Origin of the sequence: Streptomyces sp. SCPE 10 (assembly GCF_051980735.1) — a bacterium.
Classification (GTDB): domain Bacteria; phylum Actinomycetota; class Actinomycetes; order Streptomycetales; family Streptomycetaceae; genus Streptomyces; species Streptomyces misionensis.
The window spans coordinates 706,519-723,152 of the sequence record NZ_CP197069.1; the positions used below are offsets into that span (position 1 = coordinate 706,519).

The following is a 16,634-nucleotide window of genomic DNA, read 5'->3' on the forward strand; positions in this document are numbered from 1 at the left end:
CTGATGGTGCGTGCCGGACTGACCACCGAGCGGCTGGTCCGCGCCGGCGCGGAGCTGGCCGACGAGGTGGGCTTCGACCAGGTGACGGTGTCGGCGCTGGCCCGCCGGTTCGACGTCAAGACGGCGAGCCTGTACTCGCACCTGAAGAGCTCCCAGGACCTGAAGACGCGGATCGCGCTGCTCGCCCTGGCGGAGCTGGCCGACCGCGCCGCCGAGGCGCTCGCCGGACGGGCCGGCAAGGACGCGCTCGTCGCCTTCGCCGACGTCTACCGCGACTACGCCCTCGCCCACCCCGGCCGCTACACGGCGGCCCGGTATCCGCTGGACCACGAGACGGCCGCCGCCAGCGCGGGGGTCCGGCACGCCCAGCTGATGCGGGCGATCCTGCGCGGCTACGACCTGACCGAACCCGACCAGACCCACGCGGTACGGCTGCTGGGCAGCGTGTTCCACGGCTACGTCAGCCTGGAGGCGGCCGGCGGCTTCAGCCACAGCGCGCCCGACTCGCAGGAGTCCTGGACCCGGATCGTGGAGGCGCTGGACTCCCTGCTGCGCAACTGGCCGGCTCGCTGAGCCGCGCCCCCGAACCCATGGAAAAGCAGACCCGGATGATGCACACCACCCCACTCACCGCCGACCTGATACGCGGCGCCCTCGACCTGGAACGCACCGAGCGGGGGCTGCTGCCGCACCGGCTGCCGGCCCGGGCCCGCGCCCAGTGCGCCGACCCGCAGCTGGCCCTGGCGGAGTCCCAGCCCTCCGGCGTACGACTGGTGTTCCGCACCCGCGCCACCACGGTCGAGCTGGACACGCTGCCCACCAAGCGGGTCTACACCGGCGCTCCCCCGCGCCCCGACGGGGTGTACGACCTGCTGGTCGACGGCCACCCGGCGGGCAGCGGCCGGGCCGACGGCGGCGACACCCTCACCATCGACCTGGCCACCGGGAGCACCGACTACACGCCGGGCCCGGTCGGCACCGTACGCTTCACCGGGTTGCCGAACGCGCCGAAGGACGTGGAGATCTGGCTGCCGCACAACGAGACCACCGAACTGGTCGCGCTGCGCACCGACGCGCCGGTGGAGCCGGTACCGGACCGGGGCCGCAGGGTCTGGCTGCACCACGGCAGCTCGATCAGCCACGGTTCCGACGCCGCGAGCCCCACCACCACCTGGCCGGCGCTCGCCGCCGCCCTCGGCGGCGCGGAGCTGATCAACCTGGGCCTCGGCGGCAGTGCGCTGCTCGACCCCTTCACCGCCCGCGCGCTGCGCGACACCCCGGCCGACCTGATCAGCGTCAAGCTCGGCATCAACGTCGTCAACTCCGACCTGATGCGGCTGCGCGCCTTCGGCCCGGCGGTGCACGGCTTCCTGGACACCATCCGCGAGGGGCACCCCGACACCCCGCTGCTCGTCGTCTCGCCGATCCTGTGCCCGATCCACGAGGACACGCCCGGCCCCACCGCCTGGGACCTCGCCGCGCTCGGCGAGGGCCGGCTCGGGTTCCGGGCGGCCGGAGACCCGGCGGAGACGGCGGCCGGGAAGCTGACGCTCGCCGTCGTCCGGGCGGAGCTGGCCCGGATCGTGCGCGAGCGGGCGGCCGAGGACGGCCTGCTGTTCCACCTCGACGGCCGTGAGCTGTACGGCGAGGCCGACTTCGCCGAGCTGCCGCTGCCCGACGGCCTGCACCCGGACGCCGCCGCGCACCGCCGGATCGGCGAGCGGTTCGCGGCGCGGGTGTTCGGCGCGGGCGGGCCCTTCGCGGCCGACCGGGGCTGATCACACGAGGTGGGCGAAGACCACCAGGTTGTCGGTGTAGTCCTTCACCGTGTGGTCGTAGTCGCCGGCGCAGGTGATGAGGCGGGCCTCGGGGCGGGCGGCGTCGGCGTAGACCCGTTCGCTGGGGAAGTCGTCCTTGGCGAAGGTCTCGGCGCTGTCCACCACGAAGTTCGCGGTCCGGCCGTCGGCGCGCTCCACGGAGAACCGGTCGCCGGCCGTCAGCCGGTCGAGATCGACGAAGACGGCCGCGGAGATCTTGGTGTCCACGTGCCCGGCGATGATCGCCGTGCCCTTCTCCCCGGGAGCCGCGCCCTTGGCGTACCACCCGACGAGATTGGTGTCGGCCGCGGGCGGCGGTTCCAGCTGGCCCGTGGCCGCGAGCGACAGCTGGGTGAACGGGGCGTCGACCCCGATCTTCGGGATGAGCAGGCGGGTCGGCGCGGAGCGGGGCAGCGCGGCGCCGACCCGGGGGTCGGACCGGCCGGTGGAGCTGGCGCCCGAGGCCGGGGTCGCCCGCGGTGCGGGGAGCGTTCCGTGATGACCGCCGAACACGCTGACGGCCAGGAAGAGGATCGCCACCCCCCACAGCACCAGCCGCCCACCGCGGCCGGCGGCTCCCGGGTCCGCCCCCGGTTCGCCGGACGGGGAGGAGGACGGTTCTGCCACCATCGGACACCACCTCAACTCGGGCAGGGCAGCACGGGGATCGAAGCGGGGCCGGGCGCCGGGGCGGCGGACGGCCCGCGGGGCCGGGGCACGGGGACCGCGGCGGACACGGCGTCGAAGCGCGGCGGGCGGCCCGCGCGGGCGCCGGGCACCCGGGTCCCGCCCCGCACGGGCCGCCGGCACTCCCTCGGCCGGCGGCGTCCGCGTTCTTCCGGGGCGGGCGGGTGGTCAGGAGGCCGGCTGGCCGGCCTTCTTGCGGCGCAGCGCGTACACGCCCGCCGCGGCCACGCCGAGCACCGCCAGGCCACCCGTGGTGACACCGGGATCGGCGAGCGCCCCACCGCCGGTGTGCATGCCGCCGCGCGGCTTGTCGCGGCCGCTGCCGGAGCCGCCGCCCCAGTCGTCGCCGCCCTCGTCGCCGCCGCCCTTGCCGCGACCGCCGCTGCCGCCCTCGTCGTCGCCGCCGCCCTTGCCCCGGCCGCCGCTGCCGCCCTCGTCGCCGCCGCCGTTGCTCCGGCCGCTGCTGCCGCCTTCGTCGTCGCCGCCGCCCTTGCCCCGGCCGCCGCTGCCGCCCTCGTCGTCGCCGCCCTTGTCCTCCCGGTAGGTCTCGGGGTTGAACTTGCTCTCGCCGGTGCCGGACGCCCAGCTGTCGCCGCGCAGCACGGTGGCGAGCGCTCCGCCACCCGTGTGCATTCCGCCGCGGGGCCGGTCGTGTCCGCGCTCGTCGCCGCCGCCGCTGCCGTTGTCTTGTTCCCGGTCGGAACCCTTGCCGCGGTCGCCGCCGGAGTCACTGCTGTGCGAGGAGGAGTCCCCACCGCCCGAGTCGTGCCCCGCCGGGACCGCGAACGCGGCGCCGGGCGTGGCGAAGGCGAGGGCGGCCGCGGCGGCTGCCGTGGCCAGGAGGGTACGGGCAGAACGCATCGTGTTGTCCTTCCGCCGGGACCGGGCAGCGGATACCTCATCAGCTCGGTGGACCCGGTCTCGACATGAACCACCGTCAGTGAGGGCACCGGCTCCCACCATCCGGGCCGCCCAGCCGGGTCACCCGGCCCACCCGTCTGCCCCAGTGCACCCGCCCCGCGACCCCCCGTACGGCCCCGTCCCGGCGGCCACGGGGAATCAGCCACCCCTCTTGTTATGACAGCCGTCATAGCGCACTCTGGTGCCGGACGGCACGACACGCGGTGGGAGGCGGCAGTGGTGGACACGACGGCGCGGGCCCTGTGGCAGCGCTACGAGCCGGTGCACGATCTCGTGTACTTCGCGCCGCAGGCCCGCCGCGCGGCGGACGCGCTCGGGATGCGCGGGTTCTGGATGGGCTACTTCGCGCTGCGCGCGGCCCCGCTCGGCGAGGTCTCCCCCGCCGTCGTGACCAGCGGTTTCTACATCTTCCACCCCGCCCGCGTGGCCCGGGCGCTGCCGGACGCGTGGACGTACGCGGCGCCCGCGAAGGTGCTGGCGGCCCGCGCGGACGCCATGGACGCGGCGATGACCGAGCTGTTCGGGGCGGACGTCACCGGCTCCGCCTGGTTCGCGGAGGCCGCCGACCTCGCCTGGGCGGCCGCGTCGGCCGCGGACACCGCGGGCCGGGTGCTGGCCGCCGCCAACCAGGCGCTGGATCGCCCGGAGCGGCCCACGGCCCGGTTGTGGCAGGCGGTGACGACCCTGCGCGAGCACCGGGGCGACGGGCACGTCGCGGCGCTGGTGAGCCGGCGGCTCGGACCGGTCGAGGCCATGCTGCTCAAGGCGGCCGCCGGCGAGTCGGACGGGGCCCTCCTGCGGGAGACGCGCAAGTGGGAGCAGAGCGACTGGGCGGCGGCCGGGGACCGGCTGCGCGCCCGGGGGCTGCTCGCGGCGGACGGTTCGCTCACCGCGGCCGGGGCGGCGGCGCGCGCGGAGGTCGAGGCGCTGACCGACGCGGCGGCCGAGGGCCCGTGGGCCGCGCTCGGCCCGGACCGCACCGCGCGCCTGGCCGCCCTGCTGGATCCGCTGGCCGACGCGGTGGAGAAGGCGGGTCTGCTGCCGCCGGGCAACCCGGTGGGCCTGACGCCGCGTAGGCCGCCGGCCGGCGACTGACGGTACGGCCCGCGCCTCGTGTGACCCTTCGGCGCACTCGTGCCGCCGGGGCGGGCCGGCGACCGCCACCGATCGGCCGAAAAGTGTCGTATCAACGGTCGAAGTACCCTCTCCTGGCCAGGTGTTGCGAGCCGTACTCTGAAGCCGTGGTCACGCGAGACGAGGATCCTGGACAGGCCGCGGCCCGGCTCACCGGGCGCGCGGTCAGCGGCACGTGTGCGGTGTCCGCCTCGCCCGCCGAGGTGCGGCTGGACGACGGGACACCGGTGGTGGTCAAGCGCGCCGACGCCCCCGGGGCGGTGCGCGCCGAGGCGGCGGGGCTGCGCTGGCTGGCCGCGGCGGGGGCGGTGCGGCTGCCCGCGGTGCTCGGCTGCGACGAGCGCTGGCTGGTGACCGAGCGGGTGGCGACCGGCCGGCCGGACGCGGAGGCGGCGTTCCGTTTCGGTCAGGCGCTGGCCGCCCTGCACGCGGCGGGCGCGCCCGGTTTCGGGGCGGCACCGCCCGGTGGCCCCGCGGACGCGTACATCGGGCTCGCCCCCATGCGCAACGTTCCCGGCGCCGAGTGGAGCGGCTGGTACGCCGAGCAGCGCGTGCTGCCGTATGTGCGCGTCGCGATCGAGCGGGGGACGCTGCGGCCGGGCGAGGCGGCGGTGTTCGAGCGGCTCTGCGCCCGGCTGCCGGAGCTGGCGGGGCCCGCGGAGCCGCCCGCCCGGCTGCACGGCGACCTGTGGAGCGGCAATGTGCTGTGGGGCGCGGACGGCGAGGTACGGCTCATCGACCCGGCCGCGCACGGCGGGCACCGGGAGACCGATCTGGCGATGCTCCAGCTCTTCGGCTGCCCCCATCTGGACCGGATCCTGGCGGGGTACGAGGAGGCGGCGCCGCTCGCCGACGGCTGGCGCGCCCGCGTCGGGGTGCACCAGTTGTTCCCGCTCCTGGTGCACGCGGTGCTGTTCGGACGCGGATACGCGGAGCAAGCGCTGGCGGTGGCGCGCGGGGCGCTCACGGCGTGAACACCGGCGCACGCCGGACTGGTGGAACGCCTCCCTCCGTGCCGCCGTCACGCAGCGTAAGGAAACCATTCACCCGTTCGATTCGTATAAGGACGTGAAAGCCGAACCAGGGAGAGACCATGCAACCGTTCACGCTCAACTACGCGCGCCCGGCTGTGCAGTTGGATGTCACCGTTCCGTACGCGTACGACTCCGGACTGCAGTTGAACGTCCTCCCGGACGGGCGGATCGCCGCGACCGACCACGCGACCTTGCGCGCCCTGGGAACCACGACCTCGACCGCCGGTTCCAAGACGCACTTCGACGACTGAGCCGCGGACCCGCAGACGATGACCGTGCTCATCCTGACCAGTGAAGAGGACGTGACGGCGGACATGGTGGTCCTCCGGCTCGGCGAGGCCGGCGTGCCCGTCGTCCGGCTCGATCCCGCCGATCTGACGAACGGGGTGGCGCTGTCGGGCGAGTACGGGCGGGGCGCCCGCCACGGGCAGCTGTCCGTCGGCGGGCGCCTGGTGGACATGGACGGCCTGCGCTCCGTCTGGCTGCGCAGGCCCGGGACCGCGGCGGCCCATGCCACCCAGCCGTCCGCCTGGCTGACCGAGGAGTCCGCACAGGCGCTGTACGGCATGCTCCGCTGTACCGGCGCACGCTGGATGAACCATCCGGACGCCGCCCGCCGCGCCCGGTACAAGCCCTGGCAGCTGCACCTCGCGCAACGCGCCGGGCTGCCGGTGCCGGAGACGCTGATCACCATGTTCCCGGAGGCGGCGCGGGAGTTCGCGGGCCGCCATCCGGACCTGGTGGTCAAGCCGGTCTCCGGGGCGCATCCGCAGGAGCCGCCCCGGGCGGTGCCGACCAGCCGGGTCGCGCCGGACACGGACTTCACGGCGGTGGCCTACGGGCCGACGCTGCTGCAACGACGCGTGCCCAAGCGGGCCGACGTCCGGCTGACCGCCGTCGGCGGCACCCTGCTGGCGGCCCGCAAGCCGGTCGCCCCGGACGCACATCCGGACGACGTGGACGTCCGGTTCGCCCCGTCGGTCGCGCCGTGGGCCCCGGCGGAGGTGCCCCCGCCGGTCGCCGAGGGGGTGCTGCGGTATCTGCGGGGCGCCGAACTGGCCTATGGAGCATTCGACTTCGCGGAGGACACCGACGGGGTCTGGTGGTTCCTGGAGTGCAACCAGTCCGGCCAGTTCGGATTCGTGGAGATGGACACCGGGCAGCCGATCGCCGCCACCATCGCCGGCTGGCTCGCGGGCAGCGGGAGCCCGGACGACGGGCTCCTGAACGACGAACAGTTCTCGGGTTCTTGAGCACGCGGGCCGCGGCCCGCCGAAAGGAACGTCATATGCGCATCGGACTGCTGGGAACGGGCCCGTGGGCCCGGGCGGCGTACGCCCCCGCCCTCGCCGGGCACCCCGGCCTGGAGTTCGCCGGGGTGTGGGGCCGCAGGCCGGAGGCGGCCGACGCGCTCGCGCGGCGGTACGACGTCGCGGCGTACGACGAGGTGGACGCGCTGCTCGCCGATGTGGACGCGGTCGCCGTCGCCCTGCCGCCGTCCGTGCAGGCCCCGTTGGCGGTGCGCGCGGCGCGGGCGGGGCGGCATCTGCTGCTGGACAAGCCGCTCGCGCTCACGGTCGCCGACGCGCGGGCGGTGGCGGAGGCCGCGGAGCGCGCCCGGGTGGCGTCGGTGGTGTTCTTCACCGCGCGGTTCCAGAAGGAGCCGGAGGCCTGGATCGAGGAACAGGCCGCGGTCGCGGGCTGGTACACCGCGCGGGCCCAGTGGCTGGGCGCGGTGTTCACCACCGACAGCCCGTTCGCGGCCTCCCCGTGGCGGCGGGAGAAGGGCGCGCTGTGGGACGTGGGCCCGCACGCGCTGTCCTTGCTGCTGCCGGTCCTCGGCGATGTCACCCGGGTGGTGGCCGCCGGGCAGGGCCAGGGCGACACCGTGCACGTGGTCCTCGACCATGCCGCCGGGGCGTCCAGCACCCTCACCCTGAGCCTGACGGCCCCGCCCGCGGCGGCCGGGGCGGAGGTGGAGCTGCGCGGCGAGGCCGGGGTGGCCGCCCTGCCGCCCGGCACGGAGGACGCGACCACCGCGCTCACCCGGGCCGCCGACGCCCTCCTGACCGCCGCCGCCACGGGCCGCCCGCACCCCTGCGACGCGGCCTTCGGCCTCCGGGTCACCGAGATCCTGACAAGGGCGGAGGCACGTCTGACGGGCACAGGCGATTAAGGGTCCGTCCGACACTTCTCCGCTGCCGGTGCGCCGGCGGAGCCCTCGCCGGCGCGGGAGGCGGCCGCGAAGATCCAGCGGTTGGCGGCCAGGGCGTCATGGGGTTCCGGCAGCGGGCCGCGGCCGTGGCGGCGGGTGAACTCGTAGGGGGTGCGGACGGTCACCGTCCAGCCCCGGCCCGCGAGTTCGCCCGCCGAGTCGGGGCGCGGCTCGCCGTCGAAGAGGGCGAGCAGGTCTATGCCGACCCGCCGGCGCGCGTGGGCGTAGACGGGGCTGGACCGCACCTCCGGTGACTCCGCGATCGTCTTGATCTCGTAGGCCAGGGTGCTGCCCGCGGCGCTGAGCCGGTCGACCGCGGCGACGAGGCGCCGCTCGGCCGCCGCGGGCAGGTAGAGCAGCAGCCCCTCGGCGAGCCAGGCGGTGGGCGCGCCGGGGTCGAAGCCCGCGTCCCGCAGTGCCCCGGTCCACTCGTGCCGCAGGTCGGCCGCGAGCGGGCGGCGGTCGGCCGACGGGGTCGCCCGGACGCGGTCGAGCACCGACTGCTTGAACGCCAGCACCTCGGGGGTGTCCACCTCGTACACCGTGCACCCCGCTGGCCAGTCGAGCCGGTACGCCCGGGAGTCCAGGCCCGCGCCGAGCAGCACCACCTGACGGACGCCCAGGTGCGCCGAGCGGAGCAGATGGTCGTCCAGGACGCGGGTGCGCAGGGCGAAGTACCGGCCCAGCCGGCCCCACAGCGGGTCGGCCTCCCCGCCGGGCACCTGCCCCGGGCGGACCGGCCAGCCGGCCGAGACCGGGGCGGCCCGCACGAAGTGCTCGGCGAGCGGGTCCCGGGCCAGGGCGTCGGGACGGTGGGTCTCGATGGCGCGGGCCGCGGCCACCAGCAGGGCGGTGCGCCCCACTCCCCGGGCCACCCCGGCGGTCACCCCGACGGCCGCAGGCACGGCTCCTCCTCGCTCCGATACGCGGGCGCGGGCGCGGTCCAGGCCGCCGGATCCGCCGCGGTGGTGGTCCGGGCGCCGTACACCACGCGCATGAACCGCAAGGCGGCGTCGTACGGCAGGTGCAGGGAGGTGGTGCAGTCCGTCAGCACGGTGACGTGGAAGCCCTTCTGGAACGCGGTGCGGGCGGTGGTGTCCACGCACACGTCGGCGTACAGCCCGGCGAGGACCAGGTGGCCGGTGCCCCGGGCGGTGAGGTGGGCCTCGAAGCCGTCGCCGAGGAAGGCGTCGAAGCGGGCCCGTTTGGTGAAGACGCGCTCGCCCGGGGCCGGGGCAACCGCGTGGAACTCGGCGCCCCAGGAGCCCTCCAGGCACTTGGGCCGTTTGCCGAGGGCGTGGTCCCGCCGCCGCCAGGCGGGGCCCTGGTGCGCGGGGTCGCCGATGAAGCGTACGAAGATCACCTCCACGTTCCGGGCGCGGGCCTCGGCCACCGCACGGACGGTGCCGGCGACGGCCGCCTCCAGCACGGCGGGGTCGCCGGGGAAGCGGGCCAGGGCCGCCGGGCTCGCGCAGAAGTCGTTCTGCACGTCCACGACGACCAGGGCCGTCCCCTCCCCCGTCACGCCGGTCACAGCCCGCCGACCAGGGCGGCGTCCGCCGGTGTGCCACCGGTCCCGGGCGCGTCGAGGGCGGCGAGCAGGGCGTCGGTCACGGCACTGGTGGAGTGCCGTCCGCCGAGGTCGGGGGTGCACACGCCCTGTTCGCCGAGGGTCCGCAGGGCCTTCTCCACGGCCGCCACCGCGCCGGTGCGTCCGGCGTGCCGCTCCGCGACGAGCGCCGCCGCGCGGATCGTGGCCACCGGGTTGACGAGGTCCCGTCCGGCGAGGTCGTCGGCGGAGCCGTGCACCGTCTGGTACTCGGTCAGGCCCGAAAGCGCGGGGTCGAGGAAGACGTTCTCGGTGCAGCGGTTCTCCTGCCGCTCGGAGTCGAACCGGTCCAGCAGTACGACGTGCATGATGTCGGCCCACTCGTTCCCGGCGATCAGCAGGGTGCGGTCGGGCAGGCCGTGGGTGATCAGGTCGCGGTTGACGGTGTCCGGCTGGAACAGCCCGATCTCGACGCCGAGCCGGTCCGCGAGGGCGCTCACCCAGGCGTCGAGCGCGCCGTCCAGCAGATGGAACTTGTAGGCCATCACGACGCGGCCGATCCGCCCGTCCGGCCACTCCTGCCGGGCCCGGCGCAGGGCGTAGGCGACGACCGCTTCGGTGGCCTCCCGGCTGAAGGTCATGGTGCGGGTGACCTCGCCGGGCGTGTGCCGGTTCCCTCCGGTGTAGAAGCCCTGGGCCTGGTCCCGCACCAGCAGCAGGGAGCGTTCGCGGGTGCCGAGCAGGTCCACCTTGACGGCGCGCAGCCGCTCGCGGACGAGGTACAGGGACTGGGCGTTGATCGCGGTGCGGAACACCGCGGTGGTGCCCTGTTCGGCGCGGGTGCGGCAGAACCGCTCGTAGTGGTCGGCGTCGTCGGCGGTCAGCGCGCGTATCCGGGCGATGTCCCGTTCGGCGCGCAGCGAGACGTAGGAGTGGTAGAGGCGCGGGGAGCGCTCGACCGTCACGCCGTGCGGATGGCCGGCGGTCAGCGCGCCGAGCACCCGCTCGAAGACGTCGGCGAGTTCGGGTCCCGTGCCCCGGCCCACGGCCAGCCCGACGACGGGGGCGTGCTGGGCGCCGGTCACCGGGTGACGTCCGTGACGAGGTGGTCGCCGGGGATGCCGGACTTCTCGGGACGGTAGTAGTCGCGGATGCCGTCGGCCCAGGTGACCACGGGGATGCGGTCGCCGTGGACCGGTTCGAAGGCGTCGAACAGGGCCTCGATGTTGGGGCGTTGGAATCCGATGGCCGTCATCAGGGCGACGAAGTGGGGGCGTTCGACGTAGCCGTCGCCGTCCGGGTCGCCCAGGGCGGCGAGCGCCTCGGCGAACTCGTCGACGGTGACGTCGAACCGCTGGGGGTCGAGCACGATGGCGTTGAACTCCTCGGGGCTGACCTGCCCGTCGCCGTCGGCGTCCAGCTCGGTGCGCAGGGTGTCCCAGTAGCCCTGGAACGCCTGGAGCATCCTGCTCTTCGCGCTGTCGTCGGCCTCGGGCACGGCCTCCACCACCCGCCTGCCCATCAGCTCGAAGTCCCCCGGGTCGAGCACGCCGTTGCCGTTGGCGTCGAACAGGGAGAAGACGAGTTCGACACGGTTGTTCGCCTCGCTGGTGGGCATGGTTCTTCCTCCGGTCACGCGGTTCACCAGAACGCCGCCGGACCCGGGCCCGGTGGCCGCTCCACTATCGGCTCGCCACCGGCACCGGGACGGGGAAAGACCACCACCTGACCCCGAAGGGAGGAATTCCCCGCGGGAAGGCATGAAGCCCCAACACGCTGGAAAGTACGGTGGGTTGGGGCACGCGGCGGTCCGGTGGCGAAGCCGGGGGCCGGGGCGGGGCCGCCGGAGCGCCGGCGTCGTCCCCCATGGCCCCTCCCCCGCTTCGCCGCCGGTCACGGCGCGGTCAGCGTGTCACCCCGCGCCGCCCGCGTGGTCGGCCCAGAAGTTCACCCGCTCCCGCACCACCGGGTAGCCGGCCGTCGCGAAGTGGGCCGCCATCGGGAAGTTGCCCCGGTCGGTGGCGGCGGCGATGAACTCGGCGTCGTGCGCGGCGAGGAGATGGGTGCACTCGGCGAGGAGGTCGTAGGCGTAGCCGTGGCCGCGGTGCTCGGGGAGGACGCCGATGAAGCCGACGCAGGGGCCGGCGGGGTTGCGGCCGGGGATGTGGATGCCGACCGGTTCGCCGGCGCGGGTGCGGGCGATCTGCCACCAGGAGCGGGGCGAGGGCATCCAGTGGAAGAAGTCCATCTCCTCCTGGGCGGCCCGCTCCACCCCGCCCTCGGCGACGGCCCGGCGGGCGTGGGCGTCGAGGGTGACGGAGTGGATGCGGCGCAGGAGGTGGTGGAAGACGGCGTCGTCCGGCTCGGGGGTGAAGACCAGGCGGCCGGGGCGTTCGGGCAGGCCGCACTGCGGGGTCCAGCGGTAGAGGAAGCGCTCCACCAGGGGTTCGTAGCCGGCCGAGCGGGCGGCGGCGGCGCGGGTCTCGGCGGCGGCCCGCAGCCGGGGGTCGTCGCGCCAGCCGGTGGGCAGGTCGAGTTCGAGTTCGTCGGGGTGCCAGGGCGCGGTCCGCAGCAGTTCGGCCCCGGCCGCCTCCTCGCCCTCGGCGACGTCGAACCAGTTGATCAGCAGCGGCTCGGTGTCCTCCGGCCGCGCCCACCAGGCGGCTCGGGCGACGGTGCAGCCGTCGCGCAGGGCGATGCGCTGCCACTCGGGGCGGAAGCCGATCAGCCGGTGCCGCTCGGCGAAGGCCAACGGATCGGGCATGGTGTCGAACAGATGTGCACTACTCGCGTCGAGCGTGCGGATGACCAGATCGGTCATGAACGGATTCCTCCGGGATGCGGGGCGCGCTCCCGGTCAGGCCTGGCACACCCGGGCGACGGGAAAGGGGGAGCGCATGATGACAGTGGCCATGACACTCACTCCTTCCGTCGGTCTCGGGCGTGCGGCCACACGTTAGGCGGGTCGCGGCTTCGGTGTCCACCGGTTTTTCCGTGCCGTCCATCGGCGGGCCCCGCTCGCGGGGGCGGCGTAGCGTGGGCTTGTGCGATCGGTGCGCGGGTGGTCGTCGCGCGGGAGCCAGGAGGATCGCGGCTGGTTGCGGGGTGCGCCACCGCCGTGGTGGATACGGCTGCTGCCGGTGCTGCTGCTGGTCGCGGTGACCGTCGCCGCGACCGTCACGCCGCACGCCGGTGATCTCGGTTTCCTCCTCGGCGCGATCCCGCCGCTGGCCGTGCTGTCGTACGGCCCCGTCGGCACCGCCGTGCTGGGCGCCCTGGTGGTCCTGGTGCTGAACGTGCCGGGCACCCATCTGAACCGGCCCGGCAACACCGATCTGCTCACCATCGCGTTCGTCGCCCTGCTCAGCGTGGTGGTGGCGTTCGTGAGCAGGCGCCGCGACGCCCAGCTGCGAGTGGAGCGCGCCATCGGGGAGGCGGTGCAGCGGGCCGTGATGCCGCCGCTGCCGGCGCGGGTCGGGCGCATCGGCTGCACGGGCTTCTACCGGGCCGCCGAGAACGGCACGCTGGTGGGCGGGGACTTCTTCGACGTGCGCGAAGGGCCGTACGGCGTACGGGCGGTGATGGGCGATGTCCGCGGGCACGGGCTCGCGGCGGTCGCGACCGTGGTGTCGCTGCTGGGGGCGTTCCGGGAGACGGTGCTGGACCAGCCGGACCTGGAACAGGTGGCGGCGCGGATGGACCGCCGGCTCGACGTGGACGCGGCGGGATCGCCGGACGGGGAGATGTTCGCGACCGCCGTGCTCATGGAGTTCCAGGACGACGCGCGCACGATGCGGGTGGTGGCCCGCGGTCACCCGGCACCGGTGCTGCTGCGCGAGGGCGACGCCCGGGAGATCACCGTCATGCCGGGCACCCCGCTGGGGCTCGGCCTGGTCGGGACCGATCCACCGAAGGAGGTCACGGTGCCGCTGGAGCCGGGCGACCGGCTGCTGCTGGCCTCCGACGGCGTCTGGGAGGCGCGGTCGCGCTCCGGGAGCTTCTATCCGTTGCCGGACCGGCTCGCGGCCCTCGCGGGCATCGCACCCCCCGAACTGCCCGAGGCGGTGTGGGCCGACCTCGCGCGGCTGCGCTACGAGGTCCGTGACGACGCGACCATGCTGGTGCTGGCCCCGGATTCCGGCGGCCCCGAGGCATGAGCCCCACAGGACCACGGGAGCCGGCGACGGAACGGCGCGAGAGGGCGACCGGAACAGCCGGGCCCCTCCCGGATTCACGCATGGATCGGTTGCCGCACCGCTCGGATCGAGCGCCGCGCCGGGGTGCGCCCCTCGCGCGGGTGACGCCTCCCCCCTCGTCCAACTGACGAACCGGTACACGGAGTTCGAACGTCCCGACTCAAACGCCACGCCACGCCACCCCTTCCGCCACGTAGAAATATCTACGAGCATGCATATGCCGGGATGCTGTGCGAAAGCACGGAGTGCCCGGACACGGCCGTTTCCTGCGCCCATGGCAGGCGAGCGAGAACATGCGGAGCAGTGCATGACGAACACGATGTGGACGCGGGGCGTGGAATGGCTGGCGGCAGCCGCGGCCGATCCACGGGCGTGCAAGTGGGAGTGGGACCACGGCGAGGGGATCGCGCTGCTGGAGGCGGGGCGCTTCTGGGACGTGCTCAGCGTCCCCGAGCGGCTCGGGCTGCTCACCCTGGATCTGCTGTGGCAGCCCGCCCTGCCGGTGCCGGGCCCGACCCTGGTGGACTTCACGGCGGGCCGGGTCGGCTTCTTCCTGCCGCCGGACCCCTCGGGGGGCTGGGTGGGGGCGGGGCTGCGCCATGCGACCAGGGGCTCCTGGGTGGCGGTGCCGCCGCCGTACCGGCCCGCCCGCTCCCTGGAGTGGCTGGTGCCACCGGACGGCACCGGCACCCTGCACTCCCCGGGCACCCTCGAGGACGCGCTGCGGCAGGCCAACGGCACGCTGGCGGTCCTCGCCGCGCAGACCGGCGGCGACCGGGCGCCGGGCGGGCGCGAGCGGTGACGGTGCCGGGGCGCGCCGGAGGCTCACGGGCGCCCGGCGGTGACGGGACCCGACAGCGACGGAGAATCAGGAACGCCCGGCGGTGACGGGACTCCGGAGCGACGGAGAGTCAGGGACGCCCGGACGGCTCGGCAGCCGAGCCCGCGCGGAGGGCGAGATCGGCGAGATCGGCGAGGCCGGCCAGGGAGGTCCACGGCAGGTCGGGGTCGGTGGGCACGGCCCTGCCCTGCGCCCGCCACTCGGCGACGAGCCGAGCGTAGATGGGCTCCCGGCTCCGCGGCACCCGGGCTCCTTCGACGCGGTCCATCCGATCCCCCCGTGGCATCCGGTCCATCGGGTCCACCCGGTCCATTCGATCCGTCCGGCCGATCCGGTTCCAGTGGTTCCTGCCGGGGCAACGTCCGTCGCCCCCCGCCGGTACGCCCGGCGCGGCGGGCTCACCGGGTCGGGTGAGGGGATCGCTCGAACGGGGTCTTCCGCCCGTCCGACAAACAGCCCGTCGGACGGGGTCCGAGAGCGCGCGGAGCGGGGCCCCGACCGGCCCCCCGCTCCGGTCGTGCCCCGCGGAAACTGAACCTACGTGCGATGCGCGGTCCGGACCAGCGCACCGGTGCCCGGCGCGCGGCGTCCGGCACTCACCTGTGCACAGCCGCGTCCGCTTGGTCCGCATTCGCCGGTCCCAGGACGGGTACGGGCAGTTCACCGGTGACGAGGTGGGCGAGGACGACCTCGTAGAGATCGGTGCCGCCGGTCAGCAGCCGGCGTTCCAGGACGGGCTCGGCGGCCCGTACGTGTTCCCGCACGGTCTGGGCGTGCACGCCCCGCGCGTCGGCCGCGGGCCCGGCATTGGCGTCGGCGGCCAGCCAGGCGCGCAGGGTGCCGCGCAGGTCGCGGCCGTCGTGGTCGAGACGGCCGAGCAGGCCCTCGGCCCACGAGCGCAGCGCGGCGGAGCCGAGCAGGTCGGCGAAGCGCGCCGGCGGGGGCGGGGCCGTGCCGTCGGGGTCGTACGGTCCCTGCGCCGCCTCGGTGTTCAGCGCTACGTGCGCCACCGCGCGGACGGTGAGGGCGGAGAAGTCGGCGCCGATCAGCGCGGCGACCCGGTCCATCCGGGCGCGGACCGTGTTGCGGCTGACGCCGAGCACCTTGGCCGCGCTCACCGCGGTGAACTCCAGGCCGAGACGGGTGGTGGCGAGGAGTTCGGCGCGGACGTGGTGGGCCAGGGTGTCGAGCGGGCGCAGCACGGCGGCCGACCAGGCGCGCAGCGCGGCGGGGTCCATCAGGCGGGCGGGGCGGGTGCGTTCGGCGTACACGGCGGCCCGCTCCGGGCGGAAGCGGGCCACGGCGAGGGCGGTGACCGCCTGTCCGTAGGCGGTGGCGGTCAGGGCGAGGCGCTGGCGGGGGCTGCCGCCGAGGTAGGTGCCGGGCCGGCCGGCGACCAGGGAGCGCAGCCGCTCCTCCACTTCGGTGGCCGGGCCGAGCACGATGACGTGTCCGTCCATCGCGGGGCAGCGCACGACGAGCGCGCCGCCGCTGGTGGCCACGCCGCACTCGTCCGCGATCCGGTCGCGTTCGGCGGCGGAGCCCTCGATGACGTAGACGCGCGCGGTGTCGTTCTCCAGCAGTCCCGGCCACAGGCCCGCGGCGACGCGGCGGGCGGAGACGGTGTCCTCCACCATCAGCAGTTGCAGGATGGCGAGCCGCAGATCGGCGGTGGCCCGCCGCAGCCGGTAGTCGGCATGGACCAACTCGCGTTCGCGCAGCAGCAGTTCGAGTACGCCAACGGTGTGGCCGAGGATCTCCGTGGTGTGCCGGTCGAAGGGGTCCCGGCGGGCCACGGCCAGCACCGCGGAGGCGGCCGGGTCCGGTCCGGGGCGCCGTATCCCGACCAGGCGGGCATGGCGGGTGCCGTCGTCCAGCGCCGCGGCGGAGACCCGGCCGGCGGCCACATCGGCGACGACGGAGGGGTCGAGGGACAGCCGCTCCCCCGCTTCGGCGAGCAGGGTGCCGCGCGCGTCCCGCAGGCACACCGACGCCCCGGCGGCGCGGGCGAGCCAGGCCACCAGCCGGTGCAGGTCGCGTCCGGCGGGGCGCAGTTGGGCGAGCAGTTCCCGCGCCCAGCCGTCGGTCCCGTACGGCTGCGGCCCCTCCTCCGCTCGGCGAGCCACGTGCCCCTCTCCCTGTCGTCCCGGTCGGCCTCGATGTCCGCAGCGGGACGTTACCCGAGAGTTCATGCCCCGTCCCCCGCGGACATGGCTCCGCCGGCGGCCTGGAGGGCGGAC

At 75.3% G+C, this 16,634-nt stretch carries 18 protein-coding genes; 9 read left to right on the forward strand and 9 right to left on the reverse strand.

Going from position 1 to position 16,634, the window contains the following annotated elements:
- Window positions 1–3 precede the first annotated feature (3 nt).
- Together ACSP97_RS03340 and ACSP97_RS03345 are read left to right on the forward strand one after the other, a co-directional pair.
- Window positions 4–573, forward strand: a complete 570-nt coding sequence (locus ACSP97_RS03340; RefSeq protein WP_355531015.1) for a TetR/AcrR family transcriptional regulator — start codon at window positions 4–6, stop codon at window positions 571–573.
- A 17-nt stretch (window positions 574–590) separates the two neighbouring features.
- The gene (locus ACSP97_RS03345; protein WP_440556277.1) at window positions 591–1,778 is read left to right on the forward strand and encodes a GDSL-type esterase/lipase family protein; all 1,188 of its coding nucleotides are present in this window, start codon (window positions 591–593) and stop codon (window positions 1,776–1,778) included.
- Here ACSP97_RS03345 and ACSP97_RS03350 read toward each other — a convergent pair whose 3' ends face one another.
- Together ACSP97_RS03350 and ACSP97_RS03355 are read right to left on the reverse strand one after the other, a co-directional pair.
- On the reverse strand, window positions 1,779–2,447 hold the full coding sequence (locus ACSP97_RS03350; RefSeq protein ID WP_358677071.1) for a class F sortase: 669 nt from the start codon (window positions 2,445–2,447) through the stop codon (window positions 1,779–1,781).
- Between the two features lie 225 nt (window positions 2,448–2,672).
- Window positions 2,673–3,365, reverse strand: a complete 693-nt coding sequence (locus ACSP97_RS03355; protein ID WP_440556278.1) for a hypothetical protein — start codon at window positions 3,363–3,365, stop codon at window positions 2,673–2,675.
- 276 nt (window positions 3,366–3,641) lie between these two features.
- Between ACSP97_RS03355 and ACSP97_RS03360 the strand changes: the two genes are divergently transcribed.
- From ACSP97_RS03360 to ACSP97_RS03380, 5 genes are all read left to right on the forward strand, one after another.
- A complete protein-coding gene (locus tag ACSP97_RS03360) occupies window positions 3,642–4,520 on the forward strand; it encodes an SCO6745 family protein (RefSeq protein ID WP_391869354.1) in 879 nt (292 codons plus the stop codon).
- Between the two features lie 146 nt (window positions 4,521–4,666).
- Window positions 4,667–5,533, forward strand: a complete 867-nt coding sequence (locus ACSP97_RS03365) for a fructosamine kinase family protein (protein WP_388290117.1) — start codon at window positions 4,667–4,669, stop codon at window positions 5,531–5,533.
- A 119-nt stretch (window positions 5,534–5,652) separates the two neighbouring features.
- Window positions 5,653–5,844, forward strand: coding sequence for a putative ATP-grasp-modified RiPP (gene tgmA / locus ACSP97_RS03370; RefSeq protein WP_146468184.1), 192 nt, complete (start codon window positions 5,653–5,655; stop codon window positions 5,842–5,844).
- A gap of 18 nt (window positions 5,845–5,862) precedes the next feature.
- Window positions 5,863–6,846: an ATP-grasp ribosomal peptide maturase gene (tgmB, locus tag ACSP97_RS03375; protein WP_355532904.1), complete on the forward strand. Its 984-nt coding sequence runs from the start codon at window positions 5,863–5,865 to the stop codon at window positions 6,844–6,846.
- Window positions 6,847–6,881: 35 nt separating this feature from the next.
- Window positions 6,882–7,769 (forward strand): Gfo/Idh/MocA family protein, encoded by an 888-nt coding sequence (locus ACSP97_RS03380; RefSeq protein WP_440556279.1) that lies wholly within the window; start codon window positions 6,882–6,884, stop codon window positions 7,767–7,769.
- Here the strand turns inward: ACSP97_RS03380 and ACSP97_RS03385 are convergent.
- From ACSP97_RS03385 to ACSP97_RS03405, 5 genes are all read right to left on the reverse strand, one after another.
- Window positions 7,766–8,713 carry a class I SAM-dependent methyltransferase gene (locus ACSP97_RS03385; protein WP_440556280.1) on the reverse strand — a complete coding sequence of 316 codons (948 nt, stop codon included), beginning with the start codon at window positions 8,711–8,713 and terminating at the stop codon, window positions 7,766–7,768. The genes ACSP97_RS03380 and ACSP97_RS03385 overlap by 4 nt on opposite strands.
- Window positions 8,692–9,333 (reverse strand): cysteine hydrolase family protein, encoded by a 642-nt coding sequence (locus ACSP97_RS03390; RefSeq protein ID WP_440558547.1) that lies wholly within the window; start codon window positions 9,331–9,333, stop codon window positions 8,692–8,694. The genes ACSP97_RS03385 and ACSP97_RS03390 overlap by 22 nt, the downstream gene beginning before the upstream one ends.
- Before the next feature lie 5 nt (window positions 9,334–9,338).
- Entirely contained in the window at window positions 9,339–10,442 is a 1,104-nt protein-coding gene (locus ACSP97_RS03395) for an isocitrate/isopropylmalate family dehydrogenase (protein WP_440556281.1), read from the reverse strand.
- Entirely contained in the window at window positions 10,439–10,975 is a 537-nt protein-coding gene (locus ACSP97_RS03400; RefSeq protein ID WP_440556282.1) for an EF-hand domain-containing protein, read from the reverse strand. The genes ACSP97_RS03395 and ACSP97_RS03400 overlap by 4 nt, the downstream gene beginning before the upstream one ends.
- Before the next feature lie 294 nt (window positions 10,976–11,269).
- The gene (locus tag ACSP97_RS03405) at window positions 11,270–12,178 is read right to left on the reverse strand and encodes a GNAT family N-acetyltransferase (RefSeq protein ID WP_440556283.1); all 909 of its coding nucleotides are present in this window, start codon (window positions 12,176–12,178) and stop codon (window positions 11,270–11,272) included.
- A 223-nt stretch (window positions 12,179–12,401) separates the two neighbouring features.
- On the opposite strand from ACSP97_RS03405, the gene ACSP97_RS03410 reads away from it, so the two are divergent.
- Entirely contained in the window at window positions 12,402–13,514 is a 1,113-nt protein-coding gene (locus ACSP97_RS03410; protein ID WP_440556284.1) for a PP2C family protein-serine/threonine phosphatase, read from the forward strand.
- 346 nt (window positions 13,515–13,860) lie between these two features.
- Entirely contained in the window at window positions 13,861–14,355 is a 495-nt protein-coding gene (locus tag ACSP97_RS03415) for a hypothetical protein (protein WP_355151228.1), read from the forward strand.
- A gap of 109 nt (window positions 14,356–14,464) precedes the next feature.
- Here the strand turns inward: ACSP97_RS03415 and ACSP97_RS03420 are convergent, their stop codons facing one another.
- Both ACSP97_RS03420 and ACSP97_RS03425 read right to left on the reverse strand, forming a co-directional pair.
- On the reverse strand, window positions 14,465–14,638 hold the full coding sequence (locus ACSP97_RS03420; RefSeq protein WP_355151226.1) for a hypothetical protein: 174 nt from the start codon (window positions 14,636–14,638) through the stop codon (window positions 14,465–14,467).
- A 352-nt stretch (window positions 14,639–14,990) separates the two neighbouring features.
- Window positions 14,991–16,520, reverse strand: a complete 1,530-nt coding sequence (locus ACSP97_RS03425; RefSeq protein ID WP_391869357.1) for a helix-turn-helix domain-containing protein — start codon at window positions 16,518–16,520, stop codon at window positions 14,991–14,993.
- Window positions 16,521–16,634: the final 114 nt, after the last annotated feature.

Excerpts from the sequence above, each read along its gene's own strand:
- ACSP97_RS03340 (WP_355531015.1), top strand. The coding sequence starts at position 4 with ATGGTGCGTGCCGGACTGACCACCGAGCGGCTGGTCCGCGCCGGCGCG.
- ACSP97_RS03345 (WP_440556277.1), top strand. The coding sequence starts at position 591 with ATGGAAAAGCAGACCCGGATGATGCACACCACCCCACTCACCGCCGAC.
- ACSP97_RS03350 (WP_358677071.1), bottom strand. The coding sequence starts at position 2,447 with ATGGTGGCAGAACCGTCCTCCTCCCCGTCCGGCGAACCGGGGGCGGAC.
- ACSP97_RS03355 (WP_440556278.1), bottom strand. The coding sequence starts at position 3,365 with ATGCGTTCTGCCCGTACCCTCCTGGCCACGGCAGCCGCCGCGGCCGCC.
- tgmA (WP_146468184.1), top strand. The coding sequence starts at position 5,653 with ATGCAACCGTTCACGCTCAACTACGCGCGCCCGGCTGTGCAGTTGGAT.
- tgmB (WP_355532904.1), top strand. The coding sequence starts at position 5,863 with ATGACCGTGCTCATCCTGACCAGTGAAGAGGACGTGACGGCGGACATG.
- ACSP97_RS03380 (WP_440556279.1), top strand. The coding sequence starts at position 6,882 with ATGCGCATCGGACTGCTGGGAACGGGCCCGTGGGCCCGGGCGGCGTAC.
- ACSP97_RS03400 (WP_440556282.1), bottom strand. The coding sequence starts at position 10,975 with ATGCCCACCAGCGAGGCGAACAACCGTGTCGAACTCGTCTTCTCCCTG.
- ACSP97_RS03405 (WP_440556283.1), bottom strand. The coding sequence starts at position 12,178 with ATGACCGATCTGGTCATCCGCACGCTCGACGCGAGTAGTGCACATCTG.
- ACSP97_RS03415 (WP_355151228.1), top strand. The coding sequence starts at position 13,861 with ATGACGAACACGATGTGGACGCGGGGCGTGGAATGGCTGGCGGCAGCC.